Below are 20809 nucleotides of genomic sequence, written 5' to 3'. Positions count from 1 at the left end.
AAGTACCGGCAATACTGGCCATGGGGCAGTCGGTTAGAGCTTCTGCATAGCGACGAGGCGAGCGTAGTATCTCCCCTGTGCCAGCAGCTCCTCGTGCGTACCTCGCTCAACGATACTTCCCTTGTGCAGAACGATAATCTGATCGGCACTGACAATCGTGGAGAGACGATGTGCAATGACGATGGTGGTGCGTCCTCTCATCAGGTGCTCCAGTGCCTCCTGCACCAGCCGCTCGGACTCTGTATCGAGAGCGGACGTTGCCTCATCGAGGATCAGGATGTCCGGGTCCTTGAGCACAGCGCGTGCGATGCTCAGTCGCTGTCTCTGACCACCTGATAGCTTGCTGCCACGGTCACCGATATTGGTCTCGTATCCCTCGGAGAGCTCTCTGATAAAGTCGTCCGCATTGGCCACCTTGCAGGCCGCCACAATCTCCTCATCTGTTGCATTCGCGTTGCCAAAAGCGACATTGGCCCGGACGGTGTCATTGAAGAGGATCGCCTCTTGATTGACATTACCCATCAGCATCCTAAGGTCGTGCATTCTCAGCTCTCTGATGTCCGTATCATCGATCCGGATGGAGCCCTCGTCCACATCATAGAAGCGAGGCAGGAGATCCACTAATGTGCTCTTGCCGGAGCCACTCTCCCCCACGATCGCCAGCGTCTTTCCCTTAGGAATGGTGAGGTCAACATCTCTTAGGATCCAGTGATCATCGTAGTTATTGTACCGGAAGGAGACATGGTCATACCGGATCTCTCTCTCAAAGCGGATCGCCCGGGGCTGCTCAGGGTCTTGGATCGGATTGACTGCCGAGAGCACTTCGTCAATGCGGGCGAGGGATGCCATCCCCTTACGTATGTCGTAGGAGGCGCGGGAAAACTCCTTCGCAGGATTGATGATGCTGTAGAAGATCACTAAGTAGTAGATGAAGGTGGAGGCATCGAAGCCAACGCTATTATGGAAAATGAGCGTACCACCAAACCACAGCACCACGGCGATGGTGACCGTCCCCAGGAATTCGCTCACTGGATGGGCCAATGCCTGTCTCGAGGCGACATGCCTGGAGATGGTCCTAAACTCCTCGTTTTGACCCTCAAACCGATCTTGTATGGGCTTCTCAGCATGAAAGGCCTTAATCACCCTAAGTCCGCCCAGCGTCTCCTCAAAGAGGCTGATCAGATAGCCCCACTTCGTCTGCCCCTCAAGGGAGTCACGCTTAAGCCTCTTGCCGATCCGCCCCATGACAAGCCCGGCCACAGGCAGCAAGAGCATCACGAAAAGGGTCAACGTGGGGCTGATGATCAGCATAGCGATCAGAGAGACGAGGATGATAAGGGGATTCTTGATCATCATATCAAGCGAACTGATCAAGGAGTGCTGCAGCTCATTGACATCTCCTGATATACGCGCCAGTAGATCGCCCTTGCGCTCACCGGAGAAGAAGGCCAGGTTGAGCCCCAGCACTTTCTCATTGAGCTGATTTCGTATATCCCTCACCACACCGGTCTGGACCGGTATCATGAAGAATGAGGCAGCATACTGCACTGACACCTTCAGCAGTGTGATCGCCACAAGATAAAGCGCCAAGATCAGCAGAGACTTAGAGACACCATAAGCGCCAATCATCTGCGTCACCGCATAATTGAAATTATTCTGGATCCCACTCATCAGCGTACTGAGCGAGAGCTCGCTCCATGGCACAAAGTGGTATGCGGTGGTGTCTATCCCGAATAGAACCCTCAGGATAGGTATCAGGAGAGAGAATGCCAATAGGTTTAGCAGCGGTGCAATGGCATTGCAGGCTATGTTACCTAAGATATACCACTTGTACTTGGGGAGAAACCTTCTAAATGCTCGGAAAAAGTCCTTCATCAGGGTAAGTCGTTAGTAAGTCGCAGCTCGATCAGATCTTGCGTAGCTTGGCAAACTTAAGGATCATCTGCTTCCTCGATCCATCGTCAAAGGTGACAAGGACCTTGGTCCCGGAGACACTCTGTGAGAAGCCCTCCACCTGCCCCACCCCAAAGGTGGGATGCTCTACTCGATCGCCCTTGCAGAGATCCGCCTCGCTCACTCGGTCGGTCAGCGGCTCGTTGTCCTCCTCTTTCGTCCGTATCACTCGACGGACACGTCTGGGTCTGGGATCAATATGGGGTGACGACTTCTCTGGAGATGAGGGCATCACTGAGGGTCTCACCTCTCTCGGAGACTCCACTCGAGCTGACGAGCGTGGCAGATAGTCGGTCAGTCCGGTATGATCCTCGAGGTATCGTGGGTCTAAGTCAAGGAGGAACCTGCTCGGTCTCTGGTAGTCCAGCTGGCCATGGGTCATACGGCTCTGAGCGTAGGAGAGTATACACCTCTCCTTGGCTCGCGTAATAGCAACGTAGAGGAGACGACGCTCCTCCTCGATGTCTTTCTCCTCGCTATATCGGTCACTGGGGATCAGCTGATCCTCAAGCCCCACACAGTAGACCTCCTCATACTCCAGTCCCTTGGAGGCGTGCATCGTCATCAGGGTAACTCTGGGGGTGCCGTCCTCCTTCTGATCCGCATCTGTGTAGAGAGACATATCACGGACAAAGTCCTCGATGGTTACGGGATCGTCAGAGAGCTCGTAGTGAGCATCCTCATACTCCTGCACCGCAGAGACCAGTTCATTGAGGTTATCCAGCTTGGACAGTGACTCCACACTATCATCGCTATACATATCAGGCAACCGTGTGGCGAGGATGAGATGGCTCATATACTCCGCCAATGTCATCCCGGTGTTTGCCGCCTCACGTAGCTGATTGATCAGCTCCACAAAGTCGGAGATCCGCTTGACCGGTCCTGCCTTAAGAGTCTCTGCCATCAGGTCAGGGTCTGCAGCAACCTCCATCAGAGGCTTCCTCTGACTATTAGCCAGATCGGAGAGGGTGGAAAAGGTCACATCGCCGATACCCCTCTTGGGGGTATTATAGACCCTTCGAAATGCCTCATCATCACTGGCATTGATCACCAGACGGAGGTATGCGAGGGCATCCTTGATCTCAGCCCGGTCGTAGAAGGAGAGCCCGCCATAGATCCTGTAAGGGATAGAGTAATTGCGCAACTGCTCCTCAAATAGGCGACTCTGAGCATTGGTACGATAGAGTATGGCTACCTCCTCAGGGGCTCTCCTACGCCGGAGAGAGGAAGAGATCATCTCTGCGACCCGCTCAGCCTCAGTCTTACCACTAAAGGCATCGAAAAGGGTAAGCTTCTCTCCCTGACCGGCTATCGCCTCCACAGTCTTGGGGATTCGGAAGTGATTTTTCTCGATCAGACTATTGGCGATGTCAACAATATTGGAGGTTGAGCGATAGTTTTTCCGGAGCTTATAGACCACGGCTCCGGGGAATGTATTGCTGAAGCTAAGGATATTCTCTATCACAGCGCCACGGAAGGAGTAAATACTCTGCGCATCATCTCCTACAACGGTGAGGGTCGTATCAGATCCCTTCAGTTGCTTAACGATCTCATTTTGCACCCAATTGGTATCTTGATACTCGTCAACGAGGATATATCGAAATCTCCTATGAAGCTCGTCTCTCACCTCCGGATGCTGCCTCAGCAACCGGAGCATATTGATGAGAAGGTCATCGAAGTCCATCGCATTGGCCCTGAAGCAGCGGCTCAGATAGCCCTTGTAGACGTCCTCAAAGCGGGGCATCCGACGTAGTCTCGGGTCACTATCCGAGAGGCTGCCGGGAGTAAGTCCATCATTCTTACAAGCTGATATGAGTCCGTAGACCTTCTTGGGGGGATAGTCTTTCTCATCCAGCTTCATATCTCGTATGATGACCTTGACCAAGGTCCGTGAGTCACCTGAGTCGTAGATAGTATAGTCGCTATCGTATCCGAGATACTTCCCGTAACCACGGAGCCAGCGAGCAAAGATGGAGTGGAAGGTCCCCATAGGGATCATCCGCGAGAGATCCTCTCCCACGATGGTGGCGATACGGGAGCGCATCTCTCTCGCAGCCTTATTCGTAAAGGTAAGCGCCAACACCTCTGAGGGACCCGCCTTACCCTCAGCCAAGATATAGGCTATCTTCGTCGTCAAGACGCGTGTCTTGCCCGAGCCCGCTCCGGCAATCACCAGACTATCATGAGTGAGATCCTCTACAGCCTGACGTTGCTCCTCATTGAGCGTCGCTAAGAGCTCCTCGCTTGTCGTCATCATACGTCTCTTCCAGCTGCCTTAAATTCCTCTCTCAGATACTTTGCCGTGTGGCTGTCACAGCACTGCACCATTTCCTCAGGTGTCCCCTGAAAGATGATGTGTCCACCATCCTTTCCCCCCTCGGGACCTATGTCTATGATATGGTCAGCGGTCTTGATCACGTCAAGATTGTGCTCAATGATCACGATGGTATTGCCTCGATCCACCAGTCTATTGACGATCGTCATCAGCATGCTGATGTCCTCGAAGTGAAGCCCCGTCGTCGGCTCATCGAGGAAGTAGATCGTATTGCCGGTGTCGCGTCTATTTAGTTCGCTCGCCAGCTTGATCCGCTGGCACTCACCCCCTGAGAGAGTTGACGAAGACTGACCAAGCTTTATATAGCCGAGCCCCACATCCTGCAACACCTTGATCTTACTCTGGATGCGGCTTTGACCATCAAAGAAGTCTACCGCCTGATTTACGGTCATCTCCAGTACATCGGAGATAGACTGCCCCTTGTACCTCACCTCAAGCGTCTCCCGATTGTACCGCTTACCACGGCACACCTCACACGGCACATAGACATCGGGGAGGAAGTGCATCTCGATTCGGCGATAGCCATTTCCACTGCACGTCTCACAGCGCCCCCCTTTGACATTGAAGGAGAAGCGGCCGGGCTTGTACCCTCTGATCTTTGCCTCCGGCATCTCCGTAAAGAGATTTCGTATGTCGGTAAAGACTCCCGTATAGGTCGCGGGATTGCTCCTTGGTGTGCGACCGATGGGCGACTGATCCACCTGGACCACTTTGTCTACCAGGTCAATGCCCTCGATCTTATCATACGCCAGTGGCTCCGTGAGAGACCTGTAGAGATGCTTTGAAAGAGCCGGGTAAAGGGTGTCATTGACATAGGTGCTCTTACCGGAGCCGCTCACTCCGGTCACCAGAGTCAGTGTCCCCAGAGGTATGGAGAATGGCTCTCCCTGCAGATTGTTACCCTTTGCACCCAGCAACGTAAGGCACTTACCTGAGCCACAACGCCTTACCTTGGGGATCTCAATGTCCTTCTCCCTCCTCAGGTACTGAGCCGTCAGAGTGTCAGTCTTCATCAGCTCCTCAGGTGTACCACTAAAGACGATATGCCCTCCCTTGCGTCCCGCTCCGGGACCGATATCGATGATGTAGTCGGCCTGCTCCATGATCTCTCGGTCGTGCTCCACGACTAAGATCGTATTACCCTGGTCCCGTAGCGACTTAAGAGACCGTATCAGCCGGTCGTTATCCCTCTGATGAAGTCCTATCGAGGGCTCATCAAGGATGTACAGGACATTTACCAAGCGGCTTCCCAGCTGAGTCGCCAGACGTATACGCTGCATCTCCCCCCCGGAGAGGGTGGCCGTGGTCCTATCTAAGGAAATGTAGGTCAGCCCCACCTCTACTAAGAATGAGAGACGGCTCTCTATCTCCTTACAGATCTCCGTAGCGACGACACGTCTCTGCCGGTCTATTTTTGTCGGGACCGCTTTGATCTCCTCAAGCAGCTCAGGGATCGGCATCGACGACAACTCTGTGATGTCCTTGCCATCGATTTTAAATGCCAGAGCCTCCTTGCGCAGCCGCCTCCCATGGCAGCGCGGACAGGGGACATAAGTGCTAAATTGCTCTGCCCACTTCTTTGTCTTTGCATTATAGTCCCCCTCTGTCATTTTCTCCAGTAAGGAGACGATACCATTGTACTCAGTCAGTCGCTGACGGACACCGGTCTCAGTGTGATAGTAGAGAGGATAGTCTACACCATTCAGCACGTCATCGATCAACTCCTCCGGATACTCCTTTATGGGTGTGTCGAGATCCAGGTCATGGTGCTTTAGGATCGCATCCATCTGGGCAAAGAGCAACCCACGCTTGTACTTCCCGATCGGTACCAGACCTCCCTCTCTCAAGCTGAGGTTTGGGTCGGGGATCACCTTAGAGAGATCCGGTGCAGTGACCACCCCAAGCCCCTTACACTTAGGACAGCTGCCCTGAGGGGAATTAAAAGAAAACGTATTAGGGTCCGGATCCGGGAGCGACTCTCCCGCTTCCTCGTCCATCAGATTGCGGCTGTAGTAGGAGGGCTTGAGCCCATCCTCCTGCATATCCTGCACAAGGATGATCCCCTTACCTATCCTCAGAGCAGTCCTGACGCTCTCCTTGATCCGCTCAGACTGCTTGGGCACCACCTTCAGCTTATCAATCAGGATCTCTATTGAGTGGTTTTTGTATCTCGACAAGGCGAGACCGGGCTTCAGGTTAGTCAGCTCGCCATCGATCCGTGCAGATACGTACCCCTTCCGGCGGTAGCTCTCAAGCAACTCGCGGTAGTGCCCTTTACGTGTCCGCACGACCGGAGCATAGAGGTACACCTTGCGGTCGGCATAGGTCTCAAGGATCCGCTCTATGATCTGATCCTCAGAGTAGTGTACCAGCTCCTTACCGGTCGTGAGCGAGTAGGCGGTCGCACAGCGGGCGTATAGCAGGCGGAGGAAGTCATAGATCTCTGTGGTCGTGCCTACGGTACTGCGCGGATTCTTATTGGTAGTCTTCTGCTCAATGGAGATAACAGGAGATAGACCGGTAATCTCATCAACATCAGGTCGCTCCAGGTCACCGATATAGCCTCTGGCATACGAGGAGAAGGTCTCCAGATATCGCCGATTACCCTCTGAGTAGATCGTATCAAAGGCAAGCGAAGACTTACCACTACCACTCAGGCCCGTAACCACCGTCAGGGAATTACGTGGGATGGACACAGAGATATTGCGGAGGTTATGCTCCCTCGCCCCCTGTACCACGATCCACCCTTTCTCTACAGCCTTGCTCTCTATCTTGCTCTTATCTTTCATAGATATAATGGGCAAAGGTACTCAATTATCAGCGTCGGCGGGAGGATTATTCTCCAGCCAAAGTCGGCAGTTGCGCGTCATCCACTTATAGTTTGCTCTGCGGGCAGGGCTTTGCTGAAATATCCTATGGTAATCCTCCAGCGACATCTCCGTGATATCCTCACGACTTAGGTCGAGGATCGTGTCGTATGAGGGGAAGAGCTTAGTCGGCTTTGGTCGTCGGTTAAATGGGCAGGCATCCTGGCAGCTGTCGCAGCCGAAGAGCCTATTCCCCATCCGCCGGCTCAGTTCAGGCGATACCTCATCGTGGTGCTCCACAGTCAGGTAACTGACACAGCGGCGAGCATCCATCCCCTCCGGAGAGAGCGCACCTGTCGGGCAGGCGTCCAAGCAACGATGGCAAGAGCCACAGAGCGGTCTACGGACCGGATGCTCCGACTCCAGGTCAAGAGTCGTCAGCATCTCGGCAAGGAAAAAGAAGCTACCCATCCCGGGGATGATCATACAGCGATTTTTCCCGATGAAGCCTATACCGGCCTCGCTCGCCCAATACCGCTCAAGGAAAGGTACACTGCCCGATATACAGCGAAATGAGTGTGGTGCCACTCGATCATTTATCCCTTCGCCAAGATGTACCAGAGCCTCTGTCAGCACATCGTGGTAGTCCGGTCCGTAGGCATACTTAGCCACCTGCGGAGCCTCCTTGGGCTGCTGCCTCAAGGGATAATACGAAGCTGCCACCACGATCACCGATCGAGCACCCGGAAGGATCTTGTCGATGGGATTCTTCCTCACCTCGACATTCTTGGACATATAGCCCATACCCGCCTCCTTGCCCTCCTCAAGCCAGTGGTCGAGATAGGACTGGTGCTCATCCGACACCTCGCCGAGACGAGCAAAGCCTACTGCATCAAAGCCATACTCCCTACCAGCCTCACGGATGAGCGGTCGCAGGTCCTGAGTCATTGCTGAGATGCCCCGGAGAGCTGGTTGTATATCTGCAGGTATGCCTTGCTGTAGTAGTCACAGTCCTTGCCATACTTCGCCTCCAGACCGCTACCATGGGCGCGATTGAGTCGCATGAGTTCCTCAGCAACGATGATCTCACGCTCGATCTCAGGCATACAGGTGATGAAGTCCCTGTCACTGAGACGGAAGAACCAGTCCAGATCTCTCAGGCTACGATCAAGCATCAGAGAGGTGATCTCCTCAGCGTCAGCGGTCATCCCTGCGTCGTAAAAGACTCCCACGAGAGGTAGTGAGGAGGCTCCATGGGGTACCACCTCATCGCGGATGGCAGTCCTGGATCGACTCAGCACCTCACGTGCTCGTATCGAGTCACCACGGGCTATTAGTCCCTTAGCCAGAGGGGCAAAGATCATGCTCCGGTAGGTCTCCAGCATACGGCGAGCATTCTCATCCATATAGGTCCCTGCCCGGTCGGCTCCCGCCCAGCGGAAGCGCTTCATCACGTTGGTATACATCCGATCCACATCGACCTCGCCTGAGGTCCCCTTGGTCCGGATCGGGAGCACCTGATAGGCCATACCGGTCTGGCGGAAGTAAGGGGTAAGTCCCATACGATTGGACTCACCTACAGTGATGCAGAAGTAGATCGGTCTCTCCCATCGATTAGCCTCGATCATATCGTAGGAGACCAGCTCCTCCTTGCCGAGATAGCTCTTGCCCTGAAAGTCATACAGCGTCACCGGATCCTTCACAAACGCTGAATCGCTCGGATAAAGGATGCCACGCCGTATCAGCTCCTCAGGGTCGTAGCGAAGAGCCACCTTGGTACTGGGCAGGTAGTCTACCTTCTGCACAATGCCGGGGATATCCTTGGTGGAGGGGTCATCGGAGCCGATGAAGTCAAGTGCGTGCCTCAGCTCCAGCGTGTCCCTCATCACCGGCACCACATAAGCGATGCCACGCTTGTCACCCCCATACTCCCTCAGTCCCCAGGTGATGGGCATTGGAGCTGCCTCGTAGGTCTGCTTCTTCATCTGCTCGATGTACCAGTCCGCCTGTAGGTAGGAGGAGTTGCAGACCTTCAGATCAGTACGCACTCCCTCCACCTCCTGCGCATACCAGAGGGGGAAAGTATCGTTGTCTCCATTGCAGTAGATGATCCCATTCGGCTCGCAACTATTGAGGTAGTTATTCCCCGTATCGGCTGCGAGACGACGCCCGGAGCGGTCGTGATCGTCCCAGTTTTGCCACGCCACCAATGTCGGCACGAGGAGGCAAAGGGCTGTCAGACCGAGAGCCAGACCACTCTTCTTCTTACTCCTCTCCCCTGTGATGAGGTCATAAAGACCGAAGACACCACACCCGATCCATATACTAAAGGCGTAGAAAGATCCCGCATAGGAGTAGTCTCGCTCGCGCACCTGATAGGGCGTCTGATTGACATACAGCACGATAGCTATACCAGTCATAAAGAAGAGCGAGAGGATGATCCAGAAATTCTGTCTACTCCGCTCACGACGGCTCAGCAGCTGAGCAATCAGTCCGAGGAGACCGAGGATGAGGGGCAACATAAAGTAGCGATTGTGTCCGGGATTGTCGGTCACAAAGGAGGGCAGGTCTGTCTGTGGGCCGAGGAAGAGCCCATCGATGAAGGAGATGCCTGTGATCCAATTACCCTTCGTCAGCTCTCCCTGCCCCTGTATATCATTTTGTCGACCGGAGAAGTTCCAGAGGAAGTACCTCCAGTACATATAGTTGAGCTGGTAAGAGAAGAAGTAACGGAGGTTCTCCCCGAAGGTCGGTAGCGTCACTGTCTCCACCTTACCTGCTTGATTGACCGTCTTCGTCTCTCCCTTCACTTCGCCCCAGATCTCATACCCCTCCTTGAAGTGGGGCATCATATTGCTGTAGACGCGTGGGAAGAGCATCTTCATATCGCTCCGGTAGACCAGCGAGCTACTCTCTTGACGCTCGTAGTGATCGGGATCGTCGGGAGAGAGCTTATTCGCTCTGGCATAGGTGACCTTGGTGGTGGTCACCGGACGCCCCTGAGCATCGTACTCCGGCAGGGAGGCGTAGGTCTGACCATAGATCAGAGGGGTACTACCATACTGCTCGCGCGAGAGGTAGTATCGGAGTGCAAAGACATCAGCCGGAGTATTCTGATTCATCGGAATATCCGAGTTGGCCCGCACAAGGATCACACCATACGTGCTGATACCGGCGAAGAGAAGCCCCATCGCCATCGTCAGCTGAGCCAGTCGGTGAGCATCTGTCCGCTTAGAGTACCACAGGTACCAGACGATGGCAGCGATCACGATGATGGGGACAATCCACCCGCTGCCCATAAATGGGATCCCGAGCAGGATGCAGGTGGAGAGGAAGCCCACCCTGAGGAGTGTCATCGGCACCGGTCGTCTCATCGATGCATAGAGGGTGAGTCCCATCACAAGAGCTAGCACGAGGACGTAGCAGATCAGACCGCTATTATAGCTGAGACCGAGCGTATTGACGAAGAAGAGGTCAAAGTATCCCGCCACCTCCGGCACACCCGGGATGATCCCAAAGAGGATCACTGCGATGAGGACAAAGGATAGCAGCGTAGCTACCAGTCCACCCTTCCACGTTGCCTTCTCCGTCCGCTTGAAGTAGTACACGAGCGCCATCGCTGGGATAGCAAGCAGATTGAGCAGGTGCACACCAACACTCAGCCCCATAAGGTATGCTGTAAGCAGGAGCCAGCGATCCTCCTTGATCGGATTGCGCGTCTCCTCCCACTTCAGTATGAGGTAGAAGACGAGAGCTGTGAAGAAACTTGAGAAGGCATACACCTCACTCTCCACCGCACTATACCAGAAAGTGTCAGTAAAGGCGTAGGTGAGCGAACCCACCAAGGCACTCCCCAGAGCAATCCACGCATAGTCGGCAGGTATCTCAGCATCCTCACGCCACGAGGCGGTACGGAGGATAAAGGACCGCCGGATCAAGTGGCTGATCGTCCGGAAGAGAAGTAGTATCGTCAGACCGGAGAGGAGCCCGCTCAGAGCATTGCCCGCAATGGCAATCCAATCGCCATGGCCAGGGAAAAGCTCAGCAAAGACATTGTACGCCAGCATATAGAATGGCGCTCCCGGCGGGTGTCCCACCTCTAACTTATGGAAGGTGGTGATGAACTCCGGACAGTCCCATACCGAGGCACTCTTCTCCATGGTCACCCAGTAGATGATGGCAGAGATGGCAAAGACGAGCCAGCTCATACCACGCTCCAGGCGCTTATAGTTACTTCGTTGCATGCTTATCTTCTCAACCGATCGTGACATCACGATCAGTTGCAAAAATACCAATTTTTAGCCCAATGCCCCCTATGGAATGCCAACGCTCGTGCAACTAAGGAATGACCACAAAAGGGTACTCAAGGGCAGGGACTCCCCCTAAAACCAATATTGATCTGAGAGAAATCTAATACCGATATTAGTGAAATCTTTTACCGGTATTAGAGAAAACTAATACCGGTAAAAGAATTGCCCTTGAGGAGGTGGTCACCATCAGACCATTACAAAATGGCCTCGGACCAATGTGTGTGACTCTTAGCTGATGGACTTGTTTTTTCAGTCAGGCGAGTTAGCCGCTTACAGCCAGTGTGACATGAAGTCACTCATTTCCTTGGCCTTATCCTCTAAGCGGGTCAGGTAGACAAACTGAGCCCACGCGCGATCCCAATTGTGGTCCTTGTAGTCCGTCTTGTAGTAGGTATCCCCATTGATGTAGTCGGTCAGGAACCGGACCGCCTGCATATAGGTCATCATACGACCGCCGTAGGGGATAAGTCGTATCTCCGTCTCGGTAAGGAAGCTACTGGCAGAGCCCATGTAGCCCTCCACATACGACTTGAATATCTCCATATCCACATCGATCCTGGACTCGTCGGTCTCATCCTCGGCACCTGTATTCACAGCAGTGCGGATGAAATCTCCGACATCGGAGAGGATGAAGCCGGGCATCACCGTATCAAGATCAATAACCGTCAACACCTCTCCGGACTCCTTATCGAAGAGGATGTTATCCACCTTTGTATCTAAGTGATTGATATGCTTGGGTAGCTTTCCCTCCTCGTACAATCTCTCCTGGATCAGCATATCATCGGAGCGATCATCCAGCTCCTTGACGAGCTTCCGTACACGACCCTCAGCAGCTCTGCCCACACTATCTTCTCGGATGGCATCAGAGAGCTCCTTGAGCCTAAATGCCATATCGTGGAAGCGGGGGATCGTCTCGCCCAGTGTGCCCTCAGGCACATCAGCAAGGTGGCTCTGAAACTGTCCAAAGGCCCTCCCGGCAGATCGTGCTGACTCCGGCGTGACTGTCTCTACGGTAATAGATCCCGGTATATAGAGCATCACGCGCCAGTAGGCTCCCTCGTATGAGGTATAGCGCTCACCGCTCTTTGTCCTGAGGAACGTGCAGACGTGTCGGTCCACATCTTGATCCCCCTCTGCCTCCAGCTTTTTCCTAATGTGCTCAGTGACAGTGAATATATTCTGCTGAAGGGTGTCTACATCTCGGAAGACATGATGATTGATCCTCTGGAGGACATACTTGATACGCTCCACACCATCAAGGTCCTTGACTGTAACACGGAGAGTATCATTGATATGACCATTCCCAAAAGGCTCTACGCCAACCACTTCTCCCTCGATGGGGAAAGCATCCAGGATCGTCTGATAGTTTTTTGTCATAATGTTAAGTTTAGAGATATAAGATGGGGTATACGATAGGCCCCAAGATCCAAAAGGCGAGGTATAGGATCACAAGAGAGAGTGCAATCTTATCGATCCTACTGCGAGGGGTTATATAGCAGACCGACTTCTGCCGATCCGGGATCTTGAAAAAGCTGTAGCGCGTCTCACGATAGAGGTAGTACATCACAACTCCGACGAGGATACCACAGAGACAACCCGCAATCACATCCGAGAGGAAGTGGACGCCTAAGTAGACGCGCGAGTACATTGTAGTCAGCACAACGAGCGTCATAATGATGGAATAGCCCCTATGCCTCATCAGCAACATCGTGAAGGCCCCAAGGGCAGCAAAGTTGGTGCTGTGACCGGAGATAAAGCCGTAAAGACCTCCTCCTGAGTGTCCCATGACTGTCTTGACGACATCCTCCGTAAAGGGATGAAGGGTTGGGCGGAAGCGCTGGAAATAGGGTTTAAAGACTGCCGAAGAGAGCTGGTCAGAGATCACCATCATCAGTGCGACAAAGAGGATAAGCAGCAGACACTCCTTGACCTTTTGCCGATAAAAAAGCAATGCAAAGAAGAAGATCAAGAAGAAGTACCAGATCCGCTTGTCGGAGAAGGTGAACATCACCGAGTCCAGATAGTCACTGTGAGGGCTATTGAGCCAGAGAAAAAAGTCTCGCTCCAGCAGGGCTAACTTCTCTACCATTCTATCAGTTGCTAAAGTCGTTGATTAAGTCAAAGGTCTCCTCGGGGACCCAGCCGACCGTCCCGTCAGCAAGTCGTATCTCAGCGTAGCCCCCTACTCTATCTAGTACCCTCACCTTATGTCCCTCGTGCACCACTGCGATGTCCTGCGACGAGGAGTCGGGTGAGCTCTGCAGGGTGATCACAGGGGCCGTGAGGATCGCCTCAGAGCGATCGGTGATAAACCGATAAGATCGATACACAAAGAGATTGAGGACCACACACAGCACGAGAGCGACTAACCCGGCATAGAAGCCTATCCGCCTCTTAGCCTCGCTACGTCCGTAGGCAAAGAGGAAAATGAGAAGGACAAAGATCACGAAGGAGCCAAAGGCAAGACTCATCCATACCGGCAAAGAGAACCAGTGGGTCATCCCAGCCATCATCCGCGAGAGCATCTGTGATCGGGGCTGCTCTACCTTCTCGGCCGTATGGTCTGCGAGGAAGGCAAGGTTGTAGCGGGTGTCAGCGTCTGAGGGATCCAGCCTGTAGGCTCGCTCGAGACTAAGGATGGCGCTGGATAGCTGACCATCCTTATAGTAGGCACAGCCGAGGTTGTAGTACAGCTCGGCAGAGGGCTCAGACGAGAGACTTAGGCACTTCTCGTAGATCGATATGGCGAGGCTGTACTTTTGCTCACCATACGCAGTCGCAGCCTCATCCATCAATCTCTTGATGTCAGTCGAGGAGACTGCACTATCAGTGGGTGTCACGACACCGGTGCTGTCTGCAGGAGCCGTCTCCTGAGCAGAGGCAACTCCACTGAGGACAATAGAGAGGAGAAGGATGGGAAGTATCAGTAGTCGCTTCATCAGTCTATGATCTTGATTTTAGAGGCCTCAATGCCATCAATGACCTCCGATGAGGTCTTGTAGAGCTCATCCCTTAGCCCTCCCTCCTCAGAGGGTGCAAAGCGGGCCAGCTCAAGGTCTGACTGTACGGAGAGGGTCCGGCTCACCAGCTCATCGGACAAGCCATTAGCTCGCATGACCTCAGCAATACGCTCCTTGGAGAGATCAGAGGGCGGAATGTGGAGCTTGGCACAGAGGTAGCTATTGAGACCATTGAGGAGTGCCTCGTAGTAGGCCATATTGTCGCCCTTGGCACGCTCCTTCTCTGCCAGCTTGAGATACTTACGCGCCATCTTGCCGGCGCGACGGGCGCGGTTGTGGGAGTTCTCGACCGATCCCGCCCTACGGGTGCGAATGAGGAAGAAAGCGATCACTCCGACAAGGAGTACCACCCCATAGAGCAGCCAGTATGTCCTAAGGCTGACTCGTGAAAGATGGGTAAGACTGCCGGTCGGCTTGAGGTAACGAATGTCGTTACCCAAGCGCTTGAGGGCATCACGGCTACCGAAGGCAGAGCCATCCGACACTGCCGATCCGTTGCCTTTCTCTACCTGGATCTTTTGTGCGGGGATCACTTCACGCTTGTAGGACCCGGTGTTAGGGTCAAAGTAGGAGAAGGTAACCTCGGGTATGGTATAAGTACCCTCGTACCTCGGGATGGCGAAGTACTCAATGGACTTCCATCCGGATGCCCCTCCCGCTGTGACCTGGATGTCGTCCTCCTCCTGGGGATCATAGACCTCAAATCCCTCGGGCCACTGCACCTCAGGGAGGGTGGACAGCTTGAGATTTCCCTCGCCGCTGAGAGTCAGCTTCATCTGTACACTCTCACCGGTCTTCGCAGACTGGTGAAGGCCATCGGAGGTGAGCTTAAAGTTGCCGACAGCTCCTGTAAAGTCATCGGGCTTAGGTGTAGGGAGGGGCTTTACATTGACCGTAAAGGGCTTGGTGGTCACTTTTTTCCGAACCCTCTGGTAGGAGTCAAAGAAACCGGAGAAGAAGTCATCGGGATCATTATTCTGCGAGGGAACAGTCACAAGAAGACCGAAGGAACCTGAGGGGACGCTGAGCTTACCGGGCTTTTGAGGGAAGAGAAGCTGACGGAGGAGCGTCACAGTATAGTAATTTTTGCCCCGATACTGCTCTATGTCAAGCTGCAGCGGACCACTCTGTGGGATTTCCTGCTTGACAAATCCATCGTACTCAGGGAAGTTGGCGCTCTCAATCTGGATCCCTTGGTATCTTGAGTAGAGCTTGTAGGTGACGAGTAGAGCCTCCTGCTCATAGACGGTCGTCTTACTCACATTAGCCACCACCTGCAGGGCATCATTGCTCAGGTGGACCGCCTCAGCCTCGGAGATCTTCCCCTTACCTTCCCCATCATCGCCGGACACACTTGACCCTGAGGCACCGGGAGAGACGGCTGACGGTTCGTAGACCTTGAAGGTCGTAGCACCTGATCGATAGGTGGCGCCTCCGACCTTTACCGTAGCGGAGGGGAGACTGTAGGAGCCGGCATGATCTGCCATCAGAGTGTAGGTAAATGAGGTGGAGGAGGAGCGGGACATCTTACCATTGATGATGCTGGTACTCGAGGATCGGCTCACGGCAGGTCCATACAGGACCTCTAATCCTGATGGGAAGGTCCACTGAGGATCGGACGCCTTGTCACTCACGATCAGCTGGATCCTAAAGGGCTCCCCGACGACCGCTTCCTGGGGCGGTGAGACCCGTACAGTCACCTTATCCGCCGCCTGAGCAGTCAGGGAGAGGACGAGGAGGCTTGCGATTATATGAAATACTCTACGAGACATAGTAGATTACCAATTCTTACGACGACTGCGCCCTCTCTGCTGCTGAGCCTGCTCGAGCTTCTGCCGAGTATTCTTCTCATCCTTCTGTAGGGCTTGGAGGATCCTATTGGCAGTCTCTTGAGACATCTGATCTTGATTGGGCTGCTGAGGTTGCTTCTGCTGATCTTTCTGCTGATCCTTTTGCTGATCTTTCTGCTGATCCTGCTGCTGATCTTTCTGCTGATCCTTATCCTGATCTTGCTTCTGATCCTGACCACCACCGCCATTCTTTTTCTGATCCTCCAGTAGCTTCTGAGCGAGAGCGAGGTTGTAGCGCGTGTCCTCATCGGAGGGGCGCCTACGAAGTGACTCCTTGTAGTACTCGATCGCCTGCTCCAGCTGCTTGGCTCGGAAAGCGGTGTTGCCGGCGTTGTGGGTCAGATCGGCCGCCTCTGTGGGCGAGAGTAAGGAGAGGTGCGGAGCAAGAGACTGGTAGAGCTTACCGGCCTCCTCCCCACGATCGGTCCGGTAGAGGACATTGGCAAGATTGAAGATCGTGGTGCGGTCACTCTTATTGACCTCAAGAGCCTTGCGGTAGTCTATCTCAGCCTTGGAGTACTCCTTGGAGCGATAGAGCTTATTGCCGCTGCGGGTCAGGTCCCGGACCTGCTTCTGCCCCCAAAGAGGGAGACAAAAGAGAGTGGCAAAGAGGATCGACAGCAAGTACTTACTTCTCATCATCACGCTTTATATCAAAGATATTAAACCGCCTAAGGAGCCTATTCTTATGATCCAGCATCAGCAGGTCTATCATGAGCAGTAGTAGCGCCGGTATCAGGAAGTAGTAATAGACGTCCACATAAGATCGGTAGATGGTGGTACTCATATCCGACTTCTGCAGTCTGTCGAGGCTCTTCTTGAGCAGTCGGACCGCTCCGGAGACGTCCTGAGCATGGATGTAGACCCCATCGGCAGTCTCAGCAATCTGCTTGGCGAGCTGCTGATTAAGGCGAGTAACGACCACCTTACCCTCTTCGTCCGTCAGATACTCACCATTCCCCATCGGTATCGGTGCACCCTCCTCTGTCCCGACACCGAGTACGGAGATGAGGATCCCTTTCTCCTTAGCTGCCCGGAGAGCCTCCTCCACATCACCATCAAGATTCTCCGCATCGGTGATCAGCACCAGTGCTTTCTTCACCTCCTTGTCTGATGAAAAGCCTCTGGTCGCCAGCTTAATCGCCTCACCAATGGCGGTCCCCTGAGCAGCTATGAGGCTGGGATCAGCGGACTGCAGAAACATCTTGGCGGAGACGAAGTCCGATGTGATCGGTAGCTGGATGTAGGCTTCGCCGGCGAAGTAAATCAGACCGATCTTGTTATTAGCCAACTGGTCCGTCATACGAGACACAATGTTCTTGGCTAACGTGAGACGGCTCGGGGTAACGTCCTTGGCAAGCATAGAATTGGAGAGATCGAGAGCAACGATCATCTCGACACCCTCCAGCTTTACCTTCTCCGGCTTTGATCCCACTTGTGGGCGGGCAAGCGCCACTACGACGAGCATTCCGGCTGCGATGAGGAGAATGTCCTTTGTCAGCTTACGCCTCAGAGAGAGATCGGGCATCAGCTGGCGAACCAGCTCTGTCTCACCGAAGTTCTTAAGCATCTTCTTGTCCCTCCTTATCCTCAGGAATGCCCACACCAAGAGGAGCGAGAGAGGTACAAGCAAAAGCAGTATGTAGGGGTATAAAAATCGCATATCCTCAGTATATCACGGCATCGTACGGAAGGCGGTCGTCCTCAAGAGGATCGCCCCAAATAGGCAGAGCAGGGCGACACAGAGCCACGGCATAAAGTGCTCAGACTTCTCCGTGTAGTTATGTACCTCCAGCTTGATCTTCTCCATCTGATCGATCTGGTCGTAGATCTCCTCAAGGCTGGTGTTGTCCGTGGCTCTGAAGAAAGTACCACCGGTGGTCTCAGCGATGGTCCGAAGGGAGCTCTCATCGATCTCCACCGGCATCATCTGATACTCGATGCCGAAGTCCGTCATCACAGGATAGGGAGCCTGCCCCATCGTGCCAACGGCGATAGTGTAGACCCTTATCCCAAAGCTTTTCGCGATCTCAGCCGCCGTCATGGGGTCAATGGTTCCGGCGTTATTGGTTCCATCGGTAAGGAGAATCACCACCTTACTATCACCCTTCTGATCCTTAAGTCGGCTCACTGCGGTGGCAAGACCATCACCGATGGCCGTTCCGTCCTCCAGCAGTCCTATGTCCACCTGACCAAGGAGACTGAGTAGGATGGCGTGGTCTGTAGTGAGGGGGCACTGGGTAAAGCTCTCTCCGGCAAAGATCACCAAGCCGATGTTGTCATGCTCGCGAGAGGAGATAAACTCACCGGCTACCGCCTTTGCTGCCTCTACGCGATTGGGCTGCAGGTCCCGGGCAAGCATACTCCCCGAGATATCCAGGGCCATCATAATATTGATGCCCTCCGTCTCACTGGACGACTTGCTACTAAAGCTCTGCGGGCGGGCAAGTGCCGCCACCATACATGAGTAGGCGATGAGCAAAAGGGCAAAGGGGATCCACGTTAGGCGCGAGCGTATACTGCGACGCATACCGCGGAAGGCATTGGCGGTGCTCAGCGTAAAGGTGGCCGGACGCTTCTGCCTACGTAGATACAGGTAGACGAAAAGCGGCAGGAGCAGCAGGAGGAGAAAAAACCAAGGATGTGCAAATGTCATAGTTTGTCCTCTTTCTTATCCTTATCCTCCTCCTTAGTCTCAACCTTCGGCCTATGCTCCTCGACAAAAGCTCGAGAGGCACTCAGGAGTCCAACATTCTCCCCCATCTCCGGTCGGTACTTGGCAAACTTCGCCAGATCGGCAGTAGTCAGGATCCGACTTAGGTCATCATACATACGCTCACGCCCGATGTGAGAGCGGAAGAGCTCAAGGATCTCCGACGAGGTCTTCTCACCGGTCTCAAAGCCATAGACCCGCTTGAGGTAGCGACGCAGAATATCTGACATCTCGGTGTAGTACTCCTTCACTTGATCGCTCTCCCAGAGTTTCTCGTCCTTGAGCTTCGTCAGCTCCTCCACCGCCTCCTCGTAGGGATCGCGGAGTGGCTCCCGGACAATGGTAGACTCTGCCTCGGCTCCCTTCTTCCGACGACTTACAAAGTAAGCGACCGAGACGAAGAGCAAGGCGATGAGACTCAGAAGAGCGTAGAAGAGTGCCACATAGTAGAGGTAGTCCCAGAGGACAAAGTCCGCCAGCCACTGGGGCTTGATGTCCTTGATCTCATCCGGGTGGTCAAGGTCTACAGGTACAGTACCGACCATAAGGATCGGCTGATCCTGTGCCTCCACGGGCTTGTCCGCAACTATCGCTGCAATGTGCTCAAGCGTGTAAGAGGCGGAGTCAAAGGAGGTGAGCGTCACCTCGTAGACGATCTGACGCAGTCGGTCACTGATCATCGTTGTATCGCCGGTGGCAACACCCAAGATCTCCACCCCTGAGACCAAAGTGTCTGCAGGCAGAGCGAGCTGGACCTCCCTATCCGCTGGGGCGACGACACTCACACTAAGAGTGGTCTGCTCACCAATCAGGATCTTCGTCGGCTCTAATTTCGGGATCACACGCACCTCATCCTGTGCGAAAGCGCTTCCGCACACACAAGCGAGCAGAAGGAGGGCAATCAGGCGACAATGCCGGAGACGATGGACCATATCTATATCAGTCATCAGATCCGAGGGTGAGTAAAGAGTCGCTGCAGTCTCGGGACATAGTCCTCCGATGTCGACACGCTCGCATATCCGATATTGTACTTACTGAAGGTCTCCCTCAGCTTGACGGTGAGCTCCTGCCAGTAGTCACGATACTGCTTCCGGACGGACTTAGAGGAGCTGTCGATCATACGCACCTCACCTGTCTCCGCATCCTTGACGCGCAGCAGTCCGACCATCGGCAACTCTGCCTCGTGGGGATCGTAGACCTGCATGGCGAGCAGGTCATGCTTGTTACGCACCACTGCCAGAGTCTTGGCATAGTCACTCCCATCGATAAAGTCAGAGAGGAGAAAGAGTGTGCAGCTCTTGCGCTGTACATTGTGTGCAAAGCGCAGAGCCACGGATATATCAGTCCCCGACCCCTCAGGTTCGATAGAAAGGATCTCAGAGAGGATTGTCAGCACGTGCTTGTGACCCTTAGATGGTGGGATATACTTCTCCACCCTATCGGAGTAGAAGATCACACCGACATTATCATTATTCTTTATGGTACTAAAGGCGAGCGTGCCGGCGATCTCCGCCACTCTTTGCCGCTTCGTCATACCCACGGTACCGAAGTGCTCACTCCTTGAGATATCTACGAGGAGGATCATAGTCAGCTCGCGCTCCTCCTCGTAGACCTTGACGTAAGGGCGAGCATATCGAGCGGTGACATTCCAGTCGATATCCCGCACATCATCCCCCGGCTGGTACTCTCTCACTTCGCTAAAGGACATACCTCGCCCCTTGAAGGCTGAGCGATACGCGCCGGAGAAGATATCCTCCGACAGACGACTCGACTTGATCTCGATCCTTCGGAGTCTCTTTAGCAACTCCTGTGTATCCATCA

Annotated in this window: 14 protein-coding genes; all 14 read right to left on the bottom strand. The window is 53.9% G+C overall.

Features of this window, described 5'->3' with window-relative positions; all coding sequences use genetic code 11:
- Nucleotides 1-33 precede the first annotated feature (33 nt).
- A complete protein-coding gene (locus HMPREF2890_RS07490) occupies nt 34-1875 on the bottom strand; it encodes an ABC transporter ATP-binding protein (RefSeq protein ID WP_070467200.1) in 1842 nt (613 codons plus the stop codon).
- Nucleotides 1876-1906: 31 nt separating this feature from the next.
- Nucleotides 1907-4210 carry an ATP-dependent helicase gene (locus tag HMPREF2890_RS07485; protein WP_083289883.1) on the bottom strand — a complete coding sequence of 768 codons (2304 nt, stop codon included), beginning with the start codon at nt 4208-4210 and terminating at the stop codon, nt 1907-1909.
- Entirely contained in the window at nt 4207-7077 is a 2871-nt protein-coding gene (uvrA, locus tag HMPREF2890_RS07480) for an excinuclease ABC subunit UvrA (RefSeq protein WP_070467198.1), read from the bottom strand. The genes HMPREF2890_RS07485 and uvrA overlap by 4 nt, the downstream gene beginning before the upstream one ends.
- A 21-nt stretch (nt 7078-7098) precedes the next feature.
- The gene (gene queG, locus HMPREF2890_RS07475; RefSeq protein ID WP_070467196.1) at nt 7099-8043 is read right to left on the bottom strand and encodes a tRNA epoxyqueuosine(34) reductase QueG; all 945 of its coding nucleotides are present in this window, start codon (nt 8041-8043) and stop codon (nt 7099-7101) included.
- Complete coding sequence (locus HMPREF2890_RS07470) at nt 8040-11339, bottom strand: glycosyltransferase family 117 protein (protein ID WP_070467194.1); 3300 nt, start codon at nt 11337-11339, stop codon at nt 8040-8042. Before HMPREF2890_RS07470 ends, queG begins: the two co-directional genes overlap by 4 nt.
- A gap of 336 nt (nt 11340-11675) precedes the next feature.
- Nucleotides 11676-12782 carry a phosphotransferase enzyme family protein gene (locus HMPREF2890_RS07465; protein WP_070467192.1) on the bottom strand — a complete coding sequence of 369 codons (1107 nt, stop codon included), beginning with the start codon at nt 12780-12782 and terminating at the stop codon, nt 11676-11678.
- Nucleotides 12783-12792: 10 nt separating this feature from the next.
- Nucleotides 12793-13494, bottom strand: a complete 702-nt coding sequence (locus tag HMPREF2890_RS07460; protein ID WP_070467190.1) for a phosphatase PAP2 family protein — start codon at nt 13492-13494, stop codon at nt 12793-12795.
- A gap of 4 nt (nt 13495-13498) precedes the next feature.
- Nucleotides 13499-14344, bottom strand: coding sequence for a tetratricopeptide repeat protein (locus HMPREF2890_RS07455; RefSeq protein ID WP_083289882.1), 846 nt, complete (start codon nt 14342-14344; stop codon nt 13499-13501).
- Nucleotides 14344-16197 (bottom strand): BatD family protein, encoded by a 1854-nt coding sequence (locus HMPREF2890_RS07450; RefSeq protein ID WP_070467188.1) that lies wholly within the window; start codon nt 16195-16197, stop codon nt 14344-14346. The genes HMPREF2890_RS07455 and HMPREF2890_RS07450 overlap by 1 nt, the downstream gene beginning before the upstream one ends.
- Nucleotides 16198-16203: 6 nt before the next feature.
- Entirely contained in the window at nt 16204-16917 is a 714-nt protein-coding gene (locus HMPREF2890_RS07445) for a tetratricopeptide repeat protein (protein ID WP_070467186.1), read from the bottom strand.
- Nucleotides 16904-17938, bottom strand: coding sequence for a vWA domain-containing protein (locus HMPREF2890_RS07440; RefSeq protein ID WP_070467184.1), 1035 nt, complete (start codon nt 17936-17938; stop codon nt 16904-16906). Before HMPREF2890_RS07440 ends, HMPREF2890_RS07445 begins: the two co-directional genes overlap by 14 nt.
- A gap of 12 nt (nt 17939-17950) precedes the next feature.
- Nucleotides 17951-18931, bottom strand: coding sequence for a vWA domain-containing protein (locus tag HMPREF2890_RS07435; RefSeq protein WP_070467182.1), 981 nt, complete (start codon nt 18929-18931; stop codon nt 17951-17953).
- On the bottom strand, nt 18928-19935 hold the full coding sequence (locus HMPREF2890_RS07430; protein WP_070467180.1) for a hypothetical protein: 1008 nt from the start codon (nt 19933-19935) through the stop codon (nt 18928-18930). Before HMPREF2890_RS07430 ends, HMPREF2890_RS07435 begins: the two co-directional genes overlap by 4 nt.
- Nucleotides 19935-20807 (bottom strand): DUF58 domain-containing protein, encoded by an 873-nt coding sequence (locus HMPREF2890_RS07425; protein ID WP_070467178.1) that lies wholly within the window; start codon nt 20805-20807, stop codon nt 19935-19937. Before HMPREF2890_RS07425 ends, HMPREF2890_RS07430 begins: the two co-directional genes overlap by 1 nt.
- Nucleotides 20808-20809 lie beyond the last annotated feature (2 nt).

The organism is Porphyromonas sp. HMSC065F10, from assembly GCF_001808555.1.
Taxonomy (GTDB): domain Bacteria; phylum Bacteroidota; class Bacteroidia; order Bacteroidales; family Porphyromonadaceae; genus Porphyromonas_A.
The sequence above is the reverse complement of the archived record's forward strand: the minus strand, read 5'-3'. Positions and strand labels throughout refer to the sequence as shown.

Coding starts and splice junctions, on each gene's coding strand:
- HMPREF2890_RS07490 (WP_070467200.1), bottom strand. CDS start 1,875: ATGAAGGACTTTTTCCGAGCATTTAGAAGGTTTCTCCCCAAGTACAAG.
- HMPREF2890_RS07485 (WP_083289883.1), bottom strand. CDS start 4,210: ATGATGACGACAAGCGAGGAGCTCTTAGCGACGCTCAATGAGGAGCAA.
- uvrA (WP_070467198.1), bottom strand. CDS start 7,077: ATGAAAGATAAGAGCAAGATAGAGAGCAAGGCTGTAGAGAAAGGGTGG.
- queG (WP_070467196.1), bottom strand. CDS start 8,043: ATGACTCAGGACCTGCGACCGCTCATCCGTGAGGCTGGTAGGGAGTAT.
- HMPREF2890_RS07470 (WP_070467194.1), bottom strand. CDS start 11,339: ATGCAACGAAGTAACTATAAGCGCCTGGAGCGTGGTATGAGCTGGCTC.
- HMPREF2890_RS07465 (WP_070467192.1), bottom strand. CDS start 12,782: ATGACAAAAAACTATCAGACGATCCTGGATGCTTTCCCCATCGAGGGA.
- HMPREF2890_RS07460 (WP_070467190.1), bottom strand. CDS start 13,494: ATGGTAGAGAAGTTAGCCCTGCTGGAGCGAGACTTTTTTCTCTGGCTC.
- HMPREF2890_RS07455 (WP_083289882.1), bottom strand. CDS start 14,344: ATGAAGCGACTACTGATACTTCCCATCCTTCTCCTCTCTATTGTCCTC.
- HMPREF2890_RS07450 (WP_070467188.1), bottom strand. CDS start 16,197: ATGTCTCGTAGAGTATTTCATATAATCGCAAGCCTCCTCGTCCTCTCC.
- HMPREF2890_RS07445 (WP_070467186.1), bottom strand. CDS start 16,917: ATGATGAGAAGTAAGTACTTGCTGTCGATCCTCTTTGCCACTCTCTTT.
- HMPREF2890_RS07440 (WP_070467184.1), bottom strand. CDS start 17,938: ATGCGATTTTTATACCCCTACATACTGCTTTTGCTTGTACCTCTCTCG.
- HMPREF2890_RS07435 (WP_070467182.1), bottom strand. CDS start 18,931: ATGACATTTGCACATCCTTGGTTTTTTCTCCTCCTGCTGCTCCTGCCG.
- HMPREF2890_RS07430 (WP_070467180.1), bottom strand. CDS start 19,935: ATGACTGATATAGATATGGTCCATCGTCTCCGGCATTGTCGCCTGATT.
- HMPREF2890_RS07425 (WP_070467178.1), bottom strand. CDS start 20,807: ATGGATACACAGGAGTTGCTAAAGAGACTCCGAAGGATCGAGATCAAG.